Annotated in this window: 11 protein-coding genes; 5 read left to right on the forward strand and 6 right to left on the reverse strand. The window is 72.9% G+C overall.

From position 1 onward, the window contains the following. Window positions 1-28 precede the first annotated feature (28 nt). The 3 genes from AB3M81_RS02920 (at window position 29) to AB3M81_RS02930 (ending at window position 7,520) form a co-directional block, all read left to right on the forward strand. Window positions 29-1,315: a hypothetical protein gene (locus AB3M81_RS02920; protein ID WP_412902400.1), complete on the forward strand. Its 1,287-nt coding sequence runs from the start codon at window positions 29-31 to the stop codon at window positions 1,313-1,315. A gap of 66 nt (window positions 1,316-1,381) precedes the next feature. Then, window positions 1,382-1,996: a hypothetical protein gene (locus AB3M81_RS02925; RefSeq protein ID WP_412902401.1), complete on the forward strand. Its 615-nt coding sequence runs from the start codon at window positions 1,382-1,384 to the stop codon at window positions 1,994-1,996. A 157-nt stretch (window positions 1,997-2,153) separates the two neighbouring features. Next, window positions 2,154-7,520, forward strand: coding sequence for a PKD domain-containing protein (locus tag AB3M81_RS02930; RefSeq protein WP_412902402.1), 5,367 nt, complete (start codon window positions 2,154-2,156; stop codon window positions 7,518-7,520). Here the strand turns inward: AB3M81_RS02930 and AB3M81_RS02935 are convergent. From AB3M81_RS02935 to AB3M81_RS02950, 4 genes are read right to left on the reverse strand one after another with little or no spacing between them, the layout of a single operon-like run. Next, window positions 7,504-8,634, reverse strand: coding sequence for a glycosyltransferase family 4 protein (locus AB3M81_RS02935; RefSeq protein ID WP_412902403.1), 1,131 nt, complete (start codon window positions 8,632-8,634; stop codon window positions 7,504-7,506). The genes AB3M81_RS02930 and AB3M81_RS02935 overlap by 17 nt on opposite strands. Then, complete coding sequence (locus AB3M81_RS02940) at window positions 8,631-9,782, reverse strand: DUF1972 domain-containing protein (RefSeq protein WP_412902404.1); 1,152 nt, start codon at window positions 9,780-9,782, stop codon at window positions 8,631-8,633. Before AB3M81_RS02940 ends, AB3M81_RS02935 begins: the two co-directional genes overlap by 4 nt. After that, on the reverse strand, window positions 9,779-10,510 hold the full coding sequence (locus AB3M81_RS02945) for a CDP-alcohol phosphatidyltransferase family protein (RefSeq protein ID WP_412902405.1): 732 nt from the start codon (window positions 10,508-10,510) through the stop codon (window positions 9,779-9,781). The genes AB3M81_RS02940 and AB3M81_RS02945 overlap by 4 nt, the downstream gene beginning before the upstream one ends. 44 nt (window positions 10,511-10,554) lie before the next feature. Continuing rightward, window positions 10,555-11,499, reverse strand: coding sequence for a DUF6492 family protein (locus AB3M81_RS02950; protein ID WP_412902406.1), 945 nt, complete (start codon window positions 11,497-11,499; stop codon window positions 10,555-10,557). Window positions 11,500-11,582: 83 nt separating this feature from the next. On the opposite strand from AB3M81_RS02950, the gene mfd reads away from it, so the two are divergent. Beyond that, window positions 11,583-15,062 (forward strand): transcription-repair coupling factor, encoded by a 3,480-nt coding sequence (gene mfd / locus AB3M81_RS02955; protein WP_412902407.1) that lies wholly within the window; start codon window positions 11,583-11,585, stop codon window positions 15,060-15,062. On the opposite strand, the gene AB3M81_RS02960 is transcribed toward mfd, so the two are convergent. Together AB3M81_RS02960 and AB3M81_RS02965 are read right to left on the reverse strand one after the other, a co-directional pair. Further along, on the reverse strand, window positions 15,052-15,990 hold the full coding sequence (locus AB3M81_RS02960) for a glycosyltransferase family 2 protein (RefSeq protein WP_412902408.1): 939 nt from the start codon (window positions 15,988-15,990) through the stop codon (window positions 15,052-15,054). The genes mfd and AB3M81_RS02960 overlap by 11 nt on opposite strands. Then, the gene (locus AB3M81_RS02965) at window positions 15,987-16,850 is read right to left on the reverse strand and encodes a hypothetical protein (RefSeq protein ID WP_412902409.1); all 864 of its coding nucleotides are present in this window, start codon (window positions 16,848-16,850) and stop codon (window positions 15,987-15,989) included. Before AB3M81_RS02965 ends, AB3M81_RS02960 begins: the two co-directional genes overlap by 4 nt. 151 nt (window positions 16,851-17,001) lie before the next feature. Between AB3M81_RS02965 and AB3M81_RS02970 the strand changes: the two genes are divergently transcribed. Next, window positions 17,002-18,030 carry an LCP family protein gene (locus AB3M81_RS02970; protein ID WP_412902410.1) on the forward strand — a complete coding sequence of 343 codons (1,029 nt, stop codon included), beginning with the start codon at window positions 17,002-17,004 and terminating at the stop codon, window positions 18,028-18,030. Window positions 18,031-18,047 lie beyond the last annotated feature (17 nt).

Consider the following 18,047-nt stretch of genomic DNA (forward strand, 5'->3'; position numbering starts at 1 on the left):
TCCCGCGCCGCCGAGGTACCTTAACCCGGTGAGCACGGTCGTGGCAGCGAGTGCCGAACATCGGCTCGCGGCCCGTCGCTACGAGGTCGAACGGTGGGTGGCGGCCGTCGCCGTGCTGCTCAGCTTCACCACGATCAACCTCAGTGTCGCGCGCCTGACGATCCCCACGATGGTCGTCCTCGCGCTCGCGCCGGTGTGGATCGGCAGCCTGCGCCGCTTCTCCGGCGCGCTGCCGCTCGTGTGGGCCTCCGTGGCGGCACTCGCCGCCGGTGCGGCCATGGCGCTGCTCGCCGCACCCGACCGGGACGCCAGCTTCACGGGCGGGCTCGAGGTCGCCCTGCTGCTCGTGACCACGGTCGGCCGGATCGGCGTCCTGCTGTGGGCGCGCACGCGCCTGTCCGCGCCGACGGTCGCGATCCTGGCCGGCGTGGCCATGCTGGCCACCGTCTCGCCGGACAGCTCGCTGTTCGGCAGCAACCCGTGGAAGTTCGGCTTCGCGCTCCCGGTGACCGTCCTGTCGCTCGCGATCGCGTGGCGCATCGGGCGCCGCTGGCTCGAGATGGTCGTGCTCACCGTGCTGGCCGCGATCTCGGCGACGAACGACGCTCGCTCCGGCGGCGCCATCCTCGGCCTCGCCCTGCTCGTGGTCGCCTGGCAGGCGGCCCGGTCGGGTCACGCGGCCGGCGACGAGCGCGCGCGCTGGGCCGGCACCGCGATCGTCGTGGCGGCGCTCGGCTGGGTGGTCTACCACCTCGTCGAGGGGCTCATCCTGGCCGGCGCGCTGGGCGAGTCGACGCAGCAGCGCACGCAGGCCCAGCTCGAGGCGGGCGGCTCCCTGCTGCTCGGCGGTCGTCCCGAGCTCGCCGCGACCGTGGCGCTCATGCGCGAGTCGCCGTGGGGCTTCGGCCTGGGGGTCAAGCCGTCGCTGCAGGACATCCTGGTCGCCAAGTCGGGCATGGCGTCGATCAACTACGACCCCAACAACGGCTACGTCGAGACCTACATGCTGGGCTCGGGGTTCTCGCTGCACTCGATCGTCGGCGACCTGTGGGCCAACTTCGGCGGGGGCGGTGTCGTGCTGTGCGCGGTCCTGGCCTGGGTCACGTTCCGGGCCGTCCTCGTGCGCGTCCGCCTCAAGCGCGCGAGCGGCCTGGTGGTGTTCCTGGCGTGCAGCGCCGCGTGGTCGCTCGGGTTCGGGCCGTTCCGCTCGAGCGTCCTGGTGCTCGCGCTGCTGGTCGGGCTGGCGCTCGTGCCGGCCCGTGAGCACGACGACGCGCGGTGGGACCGGCCGGTCGACGCGGCTTCTGACGGATGAGCCCCCGCGCGGCGCCGATCTGAGTACGATCGGTGCACCTCGCGCCGCGCCCACCCAGGAGTTCCGATGACCGAGCGCTCGAAGCCGAAGCCGGCGCTGCTGGCCGGCGCCGTCGTGGTCCTGGCCGTGCTGGCCCTCGCGGTGTGGTGGCTCGTGGGATCCTCCGACTCCGACGACTCGTCGGCCGAGCCGCAGTACACGCCCGCCACCCCCGCCGTGAGCAGTCCCGCGCCCAGCGAGCCCACCACGGCGACGCCCGCGCCGAAGGTCGTCACGCCGAAGACGGCCGGGCCGCGCAGCCGGCCGCTCACCGACGAGGTCCGACTCGCCGGCGGCGCGACGGCCGAGGTCACGAAGGTCGAGCGCGTGCGCAGCGAGGCCAACCTGCCCGGCGAGGTCTCGGCGCCCGCCCTGCGCTTCACCGTGAGGGCGACCGCGGGGGACGAGGCGCTCGACCTGAGCCGGGTCGTCGTCAACGCGTACTACGGCACCGACCGCACGCCCGCGATCGCGATCACGGAGCCGGGTGGCCGGCCGTTCGAGGGCAGCCTGCGCGCGGGCCGCTCGGCCACCGGCGTCTTCGTCTTCAACGTGCCGCCGCGTGAGCGCGACCGGGTCCAGCTCGAGTTCTCCTGGTCGCCGAAGCAGCGTCCCGTGATCCTGACGGGCGACCTCTCCTAGCCACCCAGGACTCATTCGTCACATGGGTCACGACTTGGGCGAAAGCGCCGATAACCCCTGCGAACGCTGGTGACGATGGGCCCATCGGTGTCTCAGGCATCGGTCCCCCCGCCTCTCCTCGGTGGACGGGTCCGGCGTTGTCGTCTTGGAGTGGGAAATGGCCAGTACATCCGTGCGCATGGGCGCGCTCATCCTCTCGGCGGTCGCTCTCGTGGCGCCCGCGCTCGTCGCCACCACGGCCTACGCGGACATCGACCCGGCCGACCCCTCCCTGCCCACGACCGTCACCGCCGACGCGCTGCCGACCGTGCAGATCGACGGCGTCGTGTGGGACCAGGAGATCGTCGGCAACACCGTCTTCGTCGGCGGCCAGTTCACGACGGCGCGCCCCGCCGGCGCGGCCGCCGGGACCAGCACGCAGGCGCGCTCCAACTTCCTGGCCTACAACCTCACCACGGGCGAGCTGATCACCACGATCAAGCCCGCGTTCGACGCGCAGGTGAAGGCGCTGGCCGTGTCGCCCGACGGCAAGCGCCTCTACGTCGGCGGCAGCTTCACGAAGGTCGACGGCCAGAACCGGTACCGCATCGCCGCCCTCGACACCGCGACCGGCGCCGTGCTCGGCAACACCCCGGGCACCAACGCCACCGTCAACGCGCTCCACGCGACGTCGGACGCCGTCTACGTGGGCGGCGGCTTCTCCACGCTCGGCACGGCGACCCGCGTCAAGGTCGGCGCCTTCAACCCCGCGAACGGTGCGACGCTGCCGTTCAACCCGGTCCTCACCGACGGCAACGTGCAGGGCATCACTGCGAGCCCCGACGGCACGAAGGTCGCCTTCGGCGGCGCCTTCACGAAGGTCAACAACTCGTCCGACCCCGGCTACGGCCTGGGCTTCGTGGACGCCGCCACGGGTGCCACCAACCTGCCCTTCAGCGCGAACTCCGCCATCCGCAACGGCGGCACCGAGGCCGCGATCCTGTCGATCAAGGGCGACGCGCAGGGCTTCTACGGCTCGGGCTACCACTTCGGCGGCGGCGGCAACCTCGAGGGATCGTTCCAGGCCACGTGGGACGGCAACCTCGCGTGGGTCTCGGACTGCCACGGCGACACGTACGACGTCGCGCCGCGCGGCAACACGGTCTACCAGGCGTCGCACAGCCACTACTGCGGCAACCTCGGCACGGGCGGCTTCCCCCAGACCGAGCCGAACTGGAACTTCCACCACGGCACCGCCGTCACCAAGTACGCCACGGGCACCTCGCAGCGCGACGTCTACGGCTACCCCGACCACGTCGGACGGCCGAGCCCGACGCTGCTGAACTTCTTCCCCGACTTCGTCCCCGGCACCTACACCGGCAAGAGCCAGGGGCCGTGGGACGTCGAGGCCAACAGCGACTACGTCGTCTACGGCGGTGAGTTCACGCGCGTCAACAACCAGGCCCAGCAGGGCATCGTCCGGTTCGCACGCAAGGGCGTCGCCCCCGAGAAGCAGGGCCCGCGCGAGAGCGGCGCGGCGCTGGGGCTCAAGGCGCGCAGCCTCGCGAGCGGCACGGTCCGCGTCTCGTGGCCCGGCACGTACGACCGCGACAACGCGACCCTGAAGTACGAGGTCTTCCGCGACACGACGACGAACAAGGTGTGGGAGGGCACGCAGACGGCGCGGTTCTGGGAGGTCGAGCCGATGGGCTTCACCGACACCGGCCTGACGCCCGGCACGCAGCCGCGGTACCGCCTGCGCGTCAGCGACTCCTCCGGCAACACGGCGCTCTCGGACTGGGTGACGGTCACCGTCGCCTCGACCGGCGCGGTCGGGCCGTACGCGCAGCGCGTCTGGGCCGACGGCGCCACCAAGTACTGGCGCCTGTCCGAGACGTCGCGCGACGTCATCGACTGGGCCGGCGTGGACGACACGACCGCCGGAACCGCCGTGACCCGCGGCGTGGCCGGGGCGATGCAGGACGGCTCCGGCGACGCGGCGAGCGGCTTCAACGGCACGGCCTCGAGCGTCACGGTCTCGCCGACGAAGATCTGGGGGCCGCAGAAGTTCACCCTGGAGACGTGGTTCAAGCTCTCGTCCGGCAGCGGCAAGATCGCCGGCTTCGGCTCGGCGGCGTCCGGTGACTCCAACAGCTACGACCGGCACCTCTACATCGACTCGAACGGTCGACTCGTCTTCGGCGTCTACGACGGCGCCACGAAGACCCTGAGCAGCCCCGGCTCGGTCCGTGACAACGCCTGGCACCACGTCGTGGCCACGTTCTCGGGCGGCACGCAGGTGCTGTACCTCGACGGGCGCCGCATCGGCACGCGCAGCGACGTCGGACGGGCGCAGGCCTACTGGGGCTACTGGCGCCTCGGCGGCGACAACACGTGGAACGGCAACAAGTACTTCAACGGCCAGATCGACGACTTCGCCGTCTACCCGAGCGTGCTCAACGCCACCCAGGTCGACCAGCACTGGCGGGCGAGCGGCCGGGCCGGCACGGCCCCGCAGGCGCCGGCCGACCCGTACGGCGCGGCGGTCTACAACGCCGAGCCCGACCTGTACTGGCGCCTCGCCGACGGTGGCACGGGCACCGTGGCGGCGGACTCCTCGATCGTCGGCCTGAACGGCACGTACCTGGGCAACTACACGAAGGGCCGTCCCGGCGCGATCGCCGGCAACAACGCCGTCCAGCTGGGGCGCCCCGTCCCCGGCGGCCTGTTCGGCATCGGCCGCAAGGACGGCGGCAACGTCGTCGCGACGAGCTCCACGACGAACCCGCAGGTGTTCACGCAGTCGGTCTGGATCCGCACGACCGACACGAGCGGCGGCCGGATCTTCGGCTTCGGCTCCAGCGCCAACGGGACGCCCTCGAACAACTACGACCGCCACCTCTACATGCTCGACGACGGTCGTGTGCGGTTCGGCGTCTACAACGGCTCGACCGTCACGATCGACTCCAACGCCGCCCTCAACGACGGGCAGTGGCACCACCTGGTCTCGACGTTCGGCCCGGCGGGCATGCGGCTCTACGTGGACGGCGTGCTGAACTCCTCCGACCCGAACACGGTCGCCGAGAACTACACCGGCTACTGGAAGCTCGGCGGCGACAACACGTGGGGCGGCAACAGCCAGATGTACTTCAACGGCGACGTCGACGAGGCCGCCGTGTTCAGCTCGCAGCTCTCGGCCCAGACCGTGCGGGCGCACTACCTCGCCTCGGGCCGCACGACGAGCAACGCGGCCCCGACGGCCTCGTTCACCGGCACGACCAACGGCGCGACGGTCGCGTTCGACGCGTCGGCGTCGAGCGACCCGGACGGCTCGATCACGAAGTACGAGTGGGACTTCGGCGACGGCGAGACCGGCACCGGCGTCTCGCCCTCGCACACGTACGCGACCAGCGGCACCTACGGCGTGACGCTGACCGTCACGGACGACGCCGGCGCGACGGCCACCACGAGCCGCATCGTCTCGGTCACCGTGCCGAACCAGGCGCCCGAGGCCGGGTTCACGCACACCGTCGACGGACTGAAGGTCGACTTCACGTCGACCTCCTCGGACCCGGACGGCACGATCGCCTCCTACGCCTGGGACTTCGGCGACGGCACGTCGAGCACGCAGGCCAGCCCGTCGCACACCTACGCGAACGGCGCCACGCGCACCGTCTCGCTCACGGTGACCGACGACGGCGGCCTGACGAACACGGTCACCCGGACGGTCGATCCCGACGCGGCGCCGCAGGCCGACTTCACGTTCTCGCGCAGCGGGCTGAACGTGGCGTTCACGTCGGCGGCGACGGACGACGACGCCGTCACCTCCCACGCCTGGACGTTCGGCGACGGTGCCACCAGCACCCAGGCGAACCCGACCCACGCGTACGGCGCCGCGGGCACCTACCCGGTGACGCTGACGGTCAAGGACGCGGCGGGCCAGACCGACTCGGTCACCAAGTCGGTCACCGTCGAGGCGCCGGCCCCGGGCGGCGATGTCGCCCGTGACGCCTTCGGTCGCACCGTGACCGGCGGCTGGGGCAACGCCGACCTCGGCGGGGCCTGGGCGCCCGCGTCCGGAGCAGCGGCGTTCTCGGTCAGCGGCGGCAAGGGACAGGTGTCGCTGCCGGCCGGTGGTGCACGCGAGATCATGCTGCAGGGCTCGGCCTCGCGCGAGACGGACCTGACGTTCGACTACTCGCTGCAGAAGGCGTCCACCGGAGGCGGCAGCGTGCTCGAGGCGTTCGTGCGAGCCGTCGACGCGTCGACGTCCTACCGCGCGAAGCTCGTGTCGCGCGCCGACGGCACGGTGCGCGTCGACCTCGTGCGGGTCGCCGGCGGCACCACGACCACGCTGGGCTCGGTGACCGCACCGGGCGTCACGCAGGCGGCGGGCGACACGCTCGAGGTGCGGGTGCAGGCGGTCGGCACGAGCGGCACGGACCTGAAGGTCAAGGTCTGGAAGGCGGGCACGGCCGAGCCGGGCGCCTGGGCGCTCGAGCGCTCCGACGCCACGGCGGCGCTGCAGACGTCCGGCCGGATCGGGCTGGGCTACTACGTGTCCACCACGACGACCAACGGTCCGCAGGTCTGGTCGATCGACGACCTGGCCGCGGTCGCGCCCGGCGCCCCGGCTCCCAACCAGGCCCCGACCGCGAGCTTCACGGTCGGCGGCTCGGGCACGACGGCCACGTTCGACGCCACGGGGTCGAGCGATCCCGACGGCTCGATCGCGTCGTACGCGTGGAGCTTCGGCGACGGCGAGACCGGCACCGGCGCCACGACGTCGCACACGTACCCGGCGCAGGACGCCTCGTACCAGGTGACGCTCACGGTGACCGACAACCGGGGCGCGACGCATTCGGTCACCCGGACGGTGACCGTGACGGCGCCGCAGCCCGGCGGCGACGTCGCCCGCGACACGTTCGGCCGCTCGGTGACGGGCGGCTGGGGCACGGCGGACGCCGGCGGCACGTGGACGGTGAGCGGCGGCTCGGCAGCGCCCTTCTCGGTCTCCGGCGGCGCCGGCCGGGTCTCCCTGCCCGCCGGCGCCGGTCGCGAGGCGACCCTGAGCGGCTCCTCGGTGCGCGAGTCGGACCTCACGTTCGACTACACGCTCGAGAAGTCGGCGACGGGCGGCGGCACCTTCCTCGAGCCCATCGTGCGGTCGATCGACGGCTCGAACTCGTACCGCGCGAAGATCCTGACGCGCGCGGACAACACGGTGCGCGTGGACCTGGTCCGGATCGCCGGTGGCACGTCCGCGACGCTCGGCTCGGTGACCGCACCGGGCGTGACGATGGCCGGGGGCCAGACCGTGAAGGTCCGGATGCAGGCGGTCGGCACGAGCGGCACCACCCTGCGGATCAAGGTCTGGAACGCCGGCGACGCCGAGCCCGCGGGATGGACCCTCGAACGTTCCGACTCGACGGCGACCCTGCAGGCCCCCGGGCGACTGGGGCTGTGGTTCTACCTGTCCGGCACGACGACGAACGGCCCCCAGGGCTGGTCGATCGACGAGATCACGGTCAAGGACGCGGGCTGAGCGACGAGGTCACCGCAGCCGCGTAGGACTCGGTCGAGAACCGGCGGCGCGCCTCGCGCCGCCCGTTCTCGGCCAGGCGGGCGGCGAGCGCGGGATCGTCCAGCAGCCGGGCGATCGCGGCGGCCAGCGAGGCGGCGTCGCCCGGCTCGGCCTGCAGGCCCGTGACGCCGTCCTCGACGATCTCGCGCAGGCCCTGCGTGCGGGACGCGACGAGCGGTCGCCGCGCCCACAGCGCCTCGACCGCGGTGTTCCCGAACGGCTCGACCCGCGAGGGCACCAGCACGACGTCCGCCCGCTCCAGCACCGACCACACGGGGCGCACGAAGCCGAGCAGGCTGACGGCGCCCGCGAGGTCGGGGGCCTGTGCACGGGCGCGAAGGTCGCGCTCGAACCACTCGTAGCCCTCGAACGTGCTGCCGCACAGTTCGATCCGGACGTCACGCCCCTGCGACCGCAGCCGGGCGACCGCCTCGAGCGCGACGTCGGTGCCCTTGCGCGGTGACCACCGGCCGACCAGCGCGAGCGTGGCCGGGTCGCCGGGTCGGCGCGGTCGTGGGGCAGTGGGCTCGCCGGGTGGTCCCTCGACGCCGTTGTGCACCACGGTCGCGCGGTCCTCCAGCGCGGGCAGGACCGAGGTCAGGCTGCGGCGCGCGGCCTGGCTGTTGCACACGATCCGGTGCGCGAGCAGCAGCGGCAGCGCGAGGGCGGTCCGGACCAGCCGGTGCCCCTCGTCCTCGGCCTCGTGGACGTGGCAGACGGTGTCGCGACGGCGCACCCGGGCGACCGCGAGCCACGCGGGGACCGTGATCGTGTTGACCCACACGACGTCCGCGGCTCCCACCGCCCGCCACAGCCGTGGCAGCGAGCCAGCCGTCGCGACCGCGAGGCGGACGAGACCGAGTGGGTTGAGGAACGCCTTGCGCAGGACCGGGAACGCGGCCACGACCGTGCGGGCCCCACGCTCCTCGAGCACAGCGACCAGCGGTCCCGGCTCGGGCAGCGCGACCGTCACGTCGTGACCGGCCTCGACGAACGCGCCGACCGTCTCGGCGAGCTGCAGGTCCGACCCGTAGAGCTCGGCCGAGGGATGGGCCAGCGTGACGCGCAGGGTCACCGGCGGCGTCCCGACAGCCGCGGCCGGCGGACGACCCGCCGCCGCAGCCGGTCGGCCAGGTCCCGATAGGAGCGGGCGACGTCGTCCCAGTCGTAGTGGGTGCGGGCGCGCTCGCGGATCGTCTTCACGCGGCCGGCGTACGCCTCGGGCTGCTCGTCGAGCTCGGCCTCGACCTCGGCGAGCACGTCGGCGAGCTGGTCGGGGGAGGAGAACCAGCGACCCGCGTCGCCGAGGACCCCGCGGTTGAACGAGACGTCGTACGCGGCGACCGTGGTGCCGGCGCCCATCGCGCGCAGCAGCGACGGGTTGGTGCCGCCGACCGAGTGCCCGTGCAGGTAGCAGGCGGCGTTCGCGTAGAGCTGGTCGAGCAGGTCCTGGTCCCACACGCCGCCGAGCATCGTGACGCGCTCGTCGCCGGCGGCGAGGCTCTCGATCCGCGCCGTGTACTCATCGGAGTAGGGCGCCGACCCGACCACCACGAGCGGCAGCCGGGCGGCCGACGCGGTGTAGCCCTCGACGATCTCCAGCACGTGGTTCTCGGGCTCGAAGCGCGCCACGACGAGGTGGTAGCCGCGCGGTCCGAGGCCCGTCTCGCGGCGCAACAGCGCGGCGTCGTCGTCCTCCAGGATGGGCGCGCCGTACGCGATCTCCTCGGTGGGGGCGCCGAACTCGTCGCGGTAGTACTGCGCGATGCCCTCGGCGTCCGCGATGAGCGCGTCGGCCCAGCGGACCGCGAGCGCCTCGGCCATGCGGTAGTAGCGCCGGCCCCAGCGGCCCCACTTGGCGCGCTTCCACTCGAGGCCGTCGACGTGGACCGCCGTGGGGATGCCGCGCAGGCGCAGCAGCGGGACGAAGACCGCATTGGCGGCGTTGAACACGATCGCGGCGTCCGCGGTGCGCCGGCGGGCGACGGCGTGCAGCACCGACAGGAAGGTGTGCGAGAGCGTCTCGACCGCCTTCGACCGGACGGCGGGCAGGTGCACCAGCTCCATGCCGAAATACTCGGGGATCGGCTCCTCGGCGCCGCGGCAGTAGACGACGACCTCGTCGCCGCCGGCCGCGATCCGCCGGCCGATCTCCTCGATCGCGGTCTCGAAGCCGCCGTAGCGGGCCGGCACGCCGCGGGTGCCGATCATGGCGATCCTCATGCGGGTCCTCCCGCGTCGATCGCCCGCAGCTCGCGCCACCACTTGCGCAGCGCCACGGCCAGCAGCGCGGCACAGCACGCGAAGACGGCCGTGTAGACGGCGGCGAAGACCTGCGTCCAGCCCAGCAGGACGAACATCCAGCACTGGAAGCCGTAGTCCTGCGGCAGCAGCAGGAACTGGCGCAGGGGGTGCTCGGTGCCGGGCTGCGCCGCCGGCTGCCGGGGCCGCAGCGTCGGCATGATCAGGATGCCGAAGTACGTCACGACCGCCACGACGGTGAACCCGAGCGGCACGAGGAGCCAGGCGTCGTCCTCGGTCCAGCCGAAGCGGTACCAGCTGACGAGGACCGCGAGGTGCAGCGTCGTGGTCTTGACGGTGTCGATCGTGTGGTCGAGCCACTCGCCCGAGACCGAGCCGCCACCCGACAGCCGGGCCAGCTGTCCGTCGACGGAGTCGAGCACGTACCCGACCGCGAGCAGCAGCGCGACCAGGATGCCGAGACCGACGCTCGGACGGACGATCGCCAGCAGGGCGATGCCGCTGAACGAGAACAGCGCGCTCACGACCGAGACCTGGTTGGGCGTCATGCCGCGCGTGTTGGCGGCGGCGGCCACGTAGCGGCCGGCGGGCCGATTGACGTGCCGCGAGTACGCGGCGGTGCCGCGGGACGGCTTCTGGGCGGCGCGCAGGGCCTCGAGACCCTCGCCGAACGTGGCTCGCGTCGTCATGGCCCCCCTCCGTCTCACCGTCCGACCCTAGCGATCGGCGCTGCTCATGGGGACCGAAAACGCGCGTTTCTGCGGCGCGAACGCAGGGTCGCCACGACGATGCGGGCGCGGGCTCGTCCCAGGAACCACAGGGGCCCCACGCGACTCATGAACAGGCCGCGCCCGCGCCACCAGGACGCCAGCGCCAGGCACGCCGCGGGGCCGAGCCGGACGAGCGCCGAGCGGTGCACCGCGAAGAACGGGGCGTCACCGGCGCCCGCCACGAGCGAGCGGACGGTGGCGGCGTCGCGCGAGCTCGCCCACACCGTGGGACAGCGCAGCTCCTCGCGGTCGTGCAGCTCGTCGAGCGTGCCCCGGCGGAGCAGCCACAGGGCGTACAGCGGGAACTCGATGAGGCCGGCGGACCGGAACGCCTCCCCGAACGACGTGCCCTCGCGGTCCTCGACGTACGCCACGAGCCGGCGCACCTCCTCGGTCACGAACGTGAACGGCGTCGTGGTGGCGGGCAGCTCCTGCCGGGCGGCCTCCTCGGGCAGTCCGAGCCAGCTCGCCGTGCGCAGGACGCGCGCCTCCATCGGGTGGCCGGCGTAGCGGTACCAGCGCAGGTGCGCGCGCCCGTCCGGCGCGAGGAACGTGTCGAGGCCGAGCGGCGCGACGGCGTGGTTCTTGGCATCGAGCGCGACGTAGTGCGGTGTCGTCACCTCGCGCGCGATGCCCAGCTTGAGGACCTGCTGGCCGACCCAGCCGTCGGGGCCGGGCGGACTCGTGACGATCTCGACGCGATCGGCGAGCGGTCCGTACGCCCGCAGCAGCCGCCGTCGCGCGCGTCCCGACAGGGCGGGACGCGACTGGTCCAGCACGACGATCCGCGCCACGATCGCCGGGTCGAGGTGGCGGGCGAGGGACGTCGCCTGCAGCCACAGCAGGTCGTGCTCGGCCTCGAAGACGACGACGACGAACGTCAGCTGCGTGGCGGGAGCCGGGGCCATGGTCGAACTCTGGCAGAGCGGCACCGTCCCTGTCCCGTACTCGGATGGGGCGATCACCGCCGCCGCCGTAGGCTTGACAGGTCATGGTCCAGCCCCAGTTGTCCGCGGCCGTCGCCGCCGAGCCCCATCTCGCCGCGTTCGTCGCCGACCTGCGCGAGGGCGCCGACGGTGCCAAGCTCACGGCCCCGCCCGCCCTGCAGCCGTTCGTCGCCGCCGCCCTCAGCGACGGCCCCGGCGTCACGGTCGCCGTCACCGCCACCGAGCGCGAGGCCGACACGCTGGCCGCCGCCGTCGCGACGCTCATCGGCCCGGAGGCCGTCGCGGTCTTCCCGGCCTGGGAGACGCTCCCGCACGAGCGCCTGTCGCCGCGTTCGGACACCGTCGGCCGCCGCCTCGCCGTGCTGCGCCGCGTCGTCCACGGCGGCGACGAGCGCCCCAAGGTCGTCGTCGCGCCCGTCCGCTCGATCATGCAGCCGCAGGTGAAGGGTCTGGCCGACCTCGAACCGGTCGACCTCGTCGCCGGACAGGAGGTCGAGCTCGACGACGTGGTCCGCCGGCTCGCCGGCGCGGCGTACGCGCGTGTCGACCTGGTCGAGCGCCGCGGCGAGTTCGCCGTGCGCGGCGGCATCGTGGACGTCTTCCCGCCCACCGAGGACCACCCGCTGCGCATCGAGTTCTGGGGCGACACGGTCGACGAGATCCGCCGGTTCGCCGTCGCGGACCAGCGCACCCTCGAGCCGGTCGAGCGGCTGTGGGCGCCGCCGTGCCGCGAGCTGCTGCTGACCGACGAGGTCCGCGCGACGGCCGCCCGCTACGCGACGTCGCACCCGTCGATGGCCGAGCTGTTCACGAAGCTCGCCGAGGGCCACGCGGTCGAGGGCATGGAGTCCCTCGCGCCCGTCCTCGCCGGCGAGATGGAGCTGTTCGTCGACCTGCTGCCCGAGGGCTCCACCGTCATCGCGAACGACCCCGAGCGCATCCGGTCGCGCGCGGCCGACCTGTTCGCCACGAGCGAGGAGTTCCTCGCCGCCTCGTGGGCCACGGCGGCCGACGGCGGCGAGAGCCCGATCGACCTGGGCTCGGCCGGCTTCCACGACCTCGAGGACGTCCGCAAGCACCTCGTGACGCTCGGCCTGGGCTGGGGCGAGGTGTCGCCGTTCGCGCTCGACGAGTCCCGGCTGGTCGACGCCGAGCCGGCGCCGCAGTACCGCGGCGACACGTCCGCCGCGCTCGCCGACGTGGTCCGCTGGCGCGGCGAGAAGCGCCACATCGTGATCGTCGCGCCCGCCCACGGCCAGGCGCAGCGCACCGTCGAGTGGCTCGCCGAGCAGGACGTGGCGGCCACGATCGTCGAGCACGCCGACGGCGCGGACCGCGCCGAGCAGCAGGTCGTCCAGGTCGTCTGCGCGGACCTGCCGCACGGCTTCGTGTCGGACTCGCTCAACCTCGTCATGCTGACGCTCGACGACCTCGTCGGCCAGCGCGCCGCCGAGCGCACCGAGCGGTCGATGCCCGCCCGCCGCCGGCGCCAGATCGACCCGCTCGAGCTCAAGCCCGGCGACGCGGTCGTCCACGAGCAGCACGGCGTCGCGCGCTACGTCGAGCTGGTCAACCGCGTCGTGCACGGCGCCGCCCGCGAGTACCTCGTGCTGGAGTACGCGCCCAGCAAGCGGGGCCAGCCGCCGGACCGGCTGTTCGTGCCGATGGACCAGCTCGACCAGGTCAGCCGGTACGTCGGCGGCGAGGCCCCGTCGCTCGACCGCCTCGGCGGCGGCGACTGGCAGAACCGCAAGAGCCGCGCCCGCAAGGCGGTGCGCCAGATCGCCGACGAGCTCATCAAGCTCTACGCGGCCCGCCAGTCCACGAAGGGCCACGCGTTCGGTCCCGACACGCCGTGGCAGGCCGAGCTCGAGGACGCCTTCGCGCACGTCGAGACGCCCGACCAGCTCGCCACGATCGACGAGGTCAAGCGCGACATGGAGCGCACCGTGCCGATGGACCGCCTCGTGTGCGGCGACGTCGGCTACGGCAAGACCGAGATCGCGGTGCGCGCGGCGTTCAAGGCGATCCAGGACGGCAAGCAGGTCATCCTGCTCGTCCCGACCACGCTGCTCGTGCAGCAGCACTACGCGACGTTCGCGGAGCGGTTCGGCCAGTTCCCGGTGACCCTCAAGCCGCTGTCGCGCTTCCAGACCGACAAGGAGGCCAAGGCGACCCTCGAGGGCCTGGCCGACGGCTCGGTCGACATGGTCATCGGCACGCACCGGCTGATCCAGCCGGGCGTGAAGATCAAGGACCTCGGCCTGGTCATCATCGACGAGGAACAGCGCTTCGGCGTGGAGCACAAGGAGGCGCTCAAGCACCTGCGCGCCGCCGTCGACGTGCTGAGCATGTCCGCGACGCCGATCCCGCGCACGCTCGAGATGGCCGTCACGGGCATCCGCGAGATGAGCACGATCGCGACGCCCCCCGAGGAGCGCCACCCGGTGCTGTCGTTCGTCGGCCCGTACGAGGACAAGCAGATCATCGCCGCGATCCGTCGCGAGCTGCTGCGCGAGGGCCAGGTGTTCTACCTGCACAACCGCGTGCAGAGCATGGACAAGACGGCTGCGCGCATCCGCGAGCTCGTGCCCGAGGCCCGCGTGGCCGTGGCGCACGGCAAGATGAGCGAGCACCAGCTCGAGGAGGTCATGGTCGACTTCTGGGAGAAGCGGTTCGACGTGCTGGTGTGCACCACGATCGTCGAGTCCGGCCTGGACGTCTCGAACGCCAACACCATGATCATCGAGCGGGCGGACACCCTCGGCCTGTCGCAGCTGCACCAGCTGCGCGGCCGCGTCGGCCGTGGCCGCGAGCGCGCCTACGCCTACTTCCTCTACCCGCCGGACAAGCCGCTCACCGAGACGGCGCACGACCGCCTCGTCACGATCGCCCAGCACTCCGAGCTGGGCGGCGGCATGGCGGTCGCGATGAAGGACCTCGAGATCCGCGGCGCGGGCAACCTGCTCGGCGGCGAGCAGTCGGGCCACATCGCCGATGTCGGCTTCGACCTCTACATCCGGCTCGTGGGCGAGGCCGTCGCGGAGTTCCGCGGCGAGGCCGGCCCCGAGAAGGAGGTCAAGCTCGAGCTGCCCGTCGAGGCGCACCTGCCGCACGACTACGTGCCCAGCGAGCGCCTGCGCCTGGAGATGTACAAGCGGCTCGCGGACGTGCGCGCGACCTCCGACATCGAGGAGCTGCGGACCGAGCTGGCCGACCGCTACGGTCCGCTGCCCGAGCCGGTCGAGGCGCTGCTCGACGTCGCGGTGCTGCGGGTCAAGGTCCGCGCGGCGGGCCTGAGCGAGGTCACGTCGGCCGGCTCCAACATCCGCTTCGCGCCGGTCGAGCTCAAGGAGTCCGCGAAGCTGCGGATCAACCGCATCTACCCCAAGGCGCTCTACAAGGAGGCCGTCAAGGTGCTGCTGGTCCCGGCCCCGCGCGCGGCCGGCATCGGCGGCCAGCCGCTGCGCGGCCGCGAGCTGCTGGACTGGGCCGGCCGCGTCATCGACGCGATCACGGGCTGACGGGGCGCGCGTACTCCTCGTACGCGTGCCCCCACGCGCCGGCCGCGATGCCGGCGCCGCGGCGCAGCGTGCGGTGACCTTGCGCGTGCCACGAGGTCGATCCCGTGAGTCGGCCGGCGATCGCCCGGACGGCCCCGAAGGCGACCCGGGCGGCCCCGGCGGCGGTCAGCCTCAGCCGCGTGACGAGGCGACCCGGGCCCGGTGGGGTCACGGCCAGCAGCGTCCTGCTCCAGCTGTTGCCCATCCGGTAGGTGCGGTTGAGCGCCCACTCGCGCGTCATCCGCTCGGGCGGGACCGCGTCGAGGACGAGCGCCTCGGCGCAGAACCGGAAGCTCAGCCCGCGCCGGCGGGCCTCGTGGCTGAAGAGCGTGTCCGATCCGCCGGAGAGGCCGAACCTCTCGTCGAAGCGCAGGGACTCGCGCTCCAGCAGGCCGCGGTCGAGCAGGAGGTTGTTCGTCGACACGACGAAGATCTCGGTCCCGGTGGGCGGGCACAGCCGCTCGAAGAACCGGCCGGCCACGATCCACGGATCGGGCGTGCTGCTGAACTCGGACTCGACCAGCCCCAGGACGCCGAGCGTGCCGGGATGCGCGAGGTACGTGTCGACGAGCAGGCGGAGCCAGTCCGGGGTCGGCCGCTCGTCGTCGTCGATGAAGACCAGCAGGTCCGTGTCGCACTCGGCGAGGGCGCGGTTGCGCGCGGCGGCGATGCCGGGCGTGGGCTCGACGACGTAGGAGACGCGGTCGGCGGTGAACGGCTCGACGGTGCTGCGCGCGGAGCCCTGGGGGTCGTTGTCGACCACGAGGACGGAGGCCTCGCCGGGGTAGCGGGCGGCCTGGTCCACGAGCGCCAGGAGGCTGGCCTGGATGTCCTCCGGTCGCAGGTAGGTCAGCACCGCGATCGTGACGGACGGCGGGGGAGTGCTCATGCGCCGACCCGCTCGACGAGGTCGGCGATCTCGGGCTCGCCCAGGCGCGCCACCTCGACGAACCGGCCGTCCTCACGTCGCCACACCCCGGCGCGAGGGCGCGGGTCGGCCAGGCGCGGGTTGTCGACGATCATCAGGTGGCCGCCCTCGGGCAGGCTGGCGTGCACGGCGTGCAGCGCGCGCAGCAGGTCGGCGTCGTCGAAGTAGAGCCGGCGCAGCAGGTTCGCGATCTTGATGACGTCGGGACGGTCGCCCTCCCACACGGTGAACACGTCGTGCGTGCGGTGGCTGACACGCGGGTCGCTCGCGATCAGGCGACGGGTCTCGGGGTTGAGCAGCAGCACCTCGCGCCCATCCGAGCGCAGCCGCGCGGCCGCCCGGGCGATGACCCTGCCGTACAGCGCGCGCACGACACGGCTCAGCTCGGGCCACGCCATCAGCCGCCGGCCCACCACGAGCACGCAGCGATCCTGTGCGTCGAACAGGGCCGTGCGGCTGCCGACCCGCACGGCCCGCAGGGTCAGGTAGAGGTCCGCGATGACGTAGGCCGCGAAGTCCGGCAGTCGTCCGATCAGATCGACCGAGGTCGACCCGTCCGACGCGCCGATGTCGGCGATCCGCGCGTTCGACAGGTCGACCGCGCCGATGAGCAGCTCGTCCGTCTCGGGGTGGCGGTCGCCCCCGGTGATCTTGATCGTGCCGCCGACGTGGATGGAGCTCATCGCCTCGCGGAACGCCTCGGGCGAGGCGTCGTCGTCGAGGATCGCGAGCGGGTCGAGCCGGAAGAACCGGCGCAGGGGCGCGAGGCCCTCGAGCCAGGACGGCCAGCGGCCTCGGATCGGGCGGATCGGCGCACGCATGCCGGAATGCTATCCACGCCGGCACCGCGTGGAGCCGGCTTTCGCGCACTCGGCGGGGCGATGACGGGCCGGATCGTCGTCTTCCGTCACTCCCGTCACAAGCGTGGGGAAACCGCCATCATCCGCGCCGGGACCGGCCTATCGTCAGGCCGTGATCACCGACGATCCTCCGGTCGAGCGGCCGGGCCCGCAGCCGCGGTCGCGCTGGCGGCGGGTCGGCCGCAGCCTGCTGATCGTCCTCGCGATCGTCGTCTCGGTGTCCGTCGTGGCCGCGCTCGGCGCCGACTACTGGCTGCGCAGCCACCTCGGTGGGCAGGTCCGGGAGCTGCCGTCCGCCATGCCGGTGGGGGAGCGGCCCCAGAGCGCCCCCGCCGACGCGATGAACATCCTGCTGATGGGCAGCGACAAGCGCGTCGACGGGTCCATCGCGGGCCAGCGCAGCGACACGATGATGGTCGTCAACATCCCCGCCGACCGGCACTCCGTCGGGGTCGTGAGCATCCCGCGCGACTCCTGGGTGCAGGTCCCCGGGCACGGCCCCGCCAAGATCAACGCGGCCTTCTCGTGGGGCGGTCCCGCGCTCGCCGTCGAGACCGTCGAGAAGCTGACGGGCGTCCGCATGGACCACGTCGCGGTGATCGACTGGGAGGGCTTCAAGGAGCTCACCGACCTGCTCGGCGGCGTCCGCGTGAACATCCCGCGCACCGTCACCGACCCGTACAGCGACCGGACGTGGAAGGCGGGCACGTACCGCATGGACGGCGAGACGGCACTGGCCTACGTCCGGCAGCGGGCGGGCCTGCCGCGCGGCGACATCGACCGCATCGAGCGCCAGCAGGCGTTCCTGCGCTCCCTCGCCGGGCAGACGCTCTCGCGCTCGACGTTCACCAGCCCGAAGCGGCTCTACGAGGTGCTCGACGCCGTCACCGCCAACCTCGCGGTCGAGGAGGGCTGGTCCGCGGCCGACATGCGCAACCTCGGCTGGTCGCTGCGATCGGTCCGCTCCGACGACATCGCGTTCACGGTCGTCCCGCTGAAGGGGCTGGGCATGGAGGGCTCGCAGAGCGTCGTCTACCTCGACCGCCCCGCCGGCGAGGACCTGTGGCAGGCCGTGCGGGAGGACCGGCTGGCCGAGTGGATCGACGAGACCGGCACGGGTCTCGGTGACGTCGTCGACTGACCCGCGCCCGCTACGCT

Origin of the sequence: Aeromicrobium jepli (assembly GCF_047246605.1) — a bacterium.
Classification (GTDB): domain Bacteria; phylum Actinomycetota; class Actinomycetes; order Propionibacteriales; family Nocardioidaceae; genus Aeromicrobium.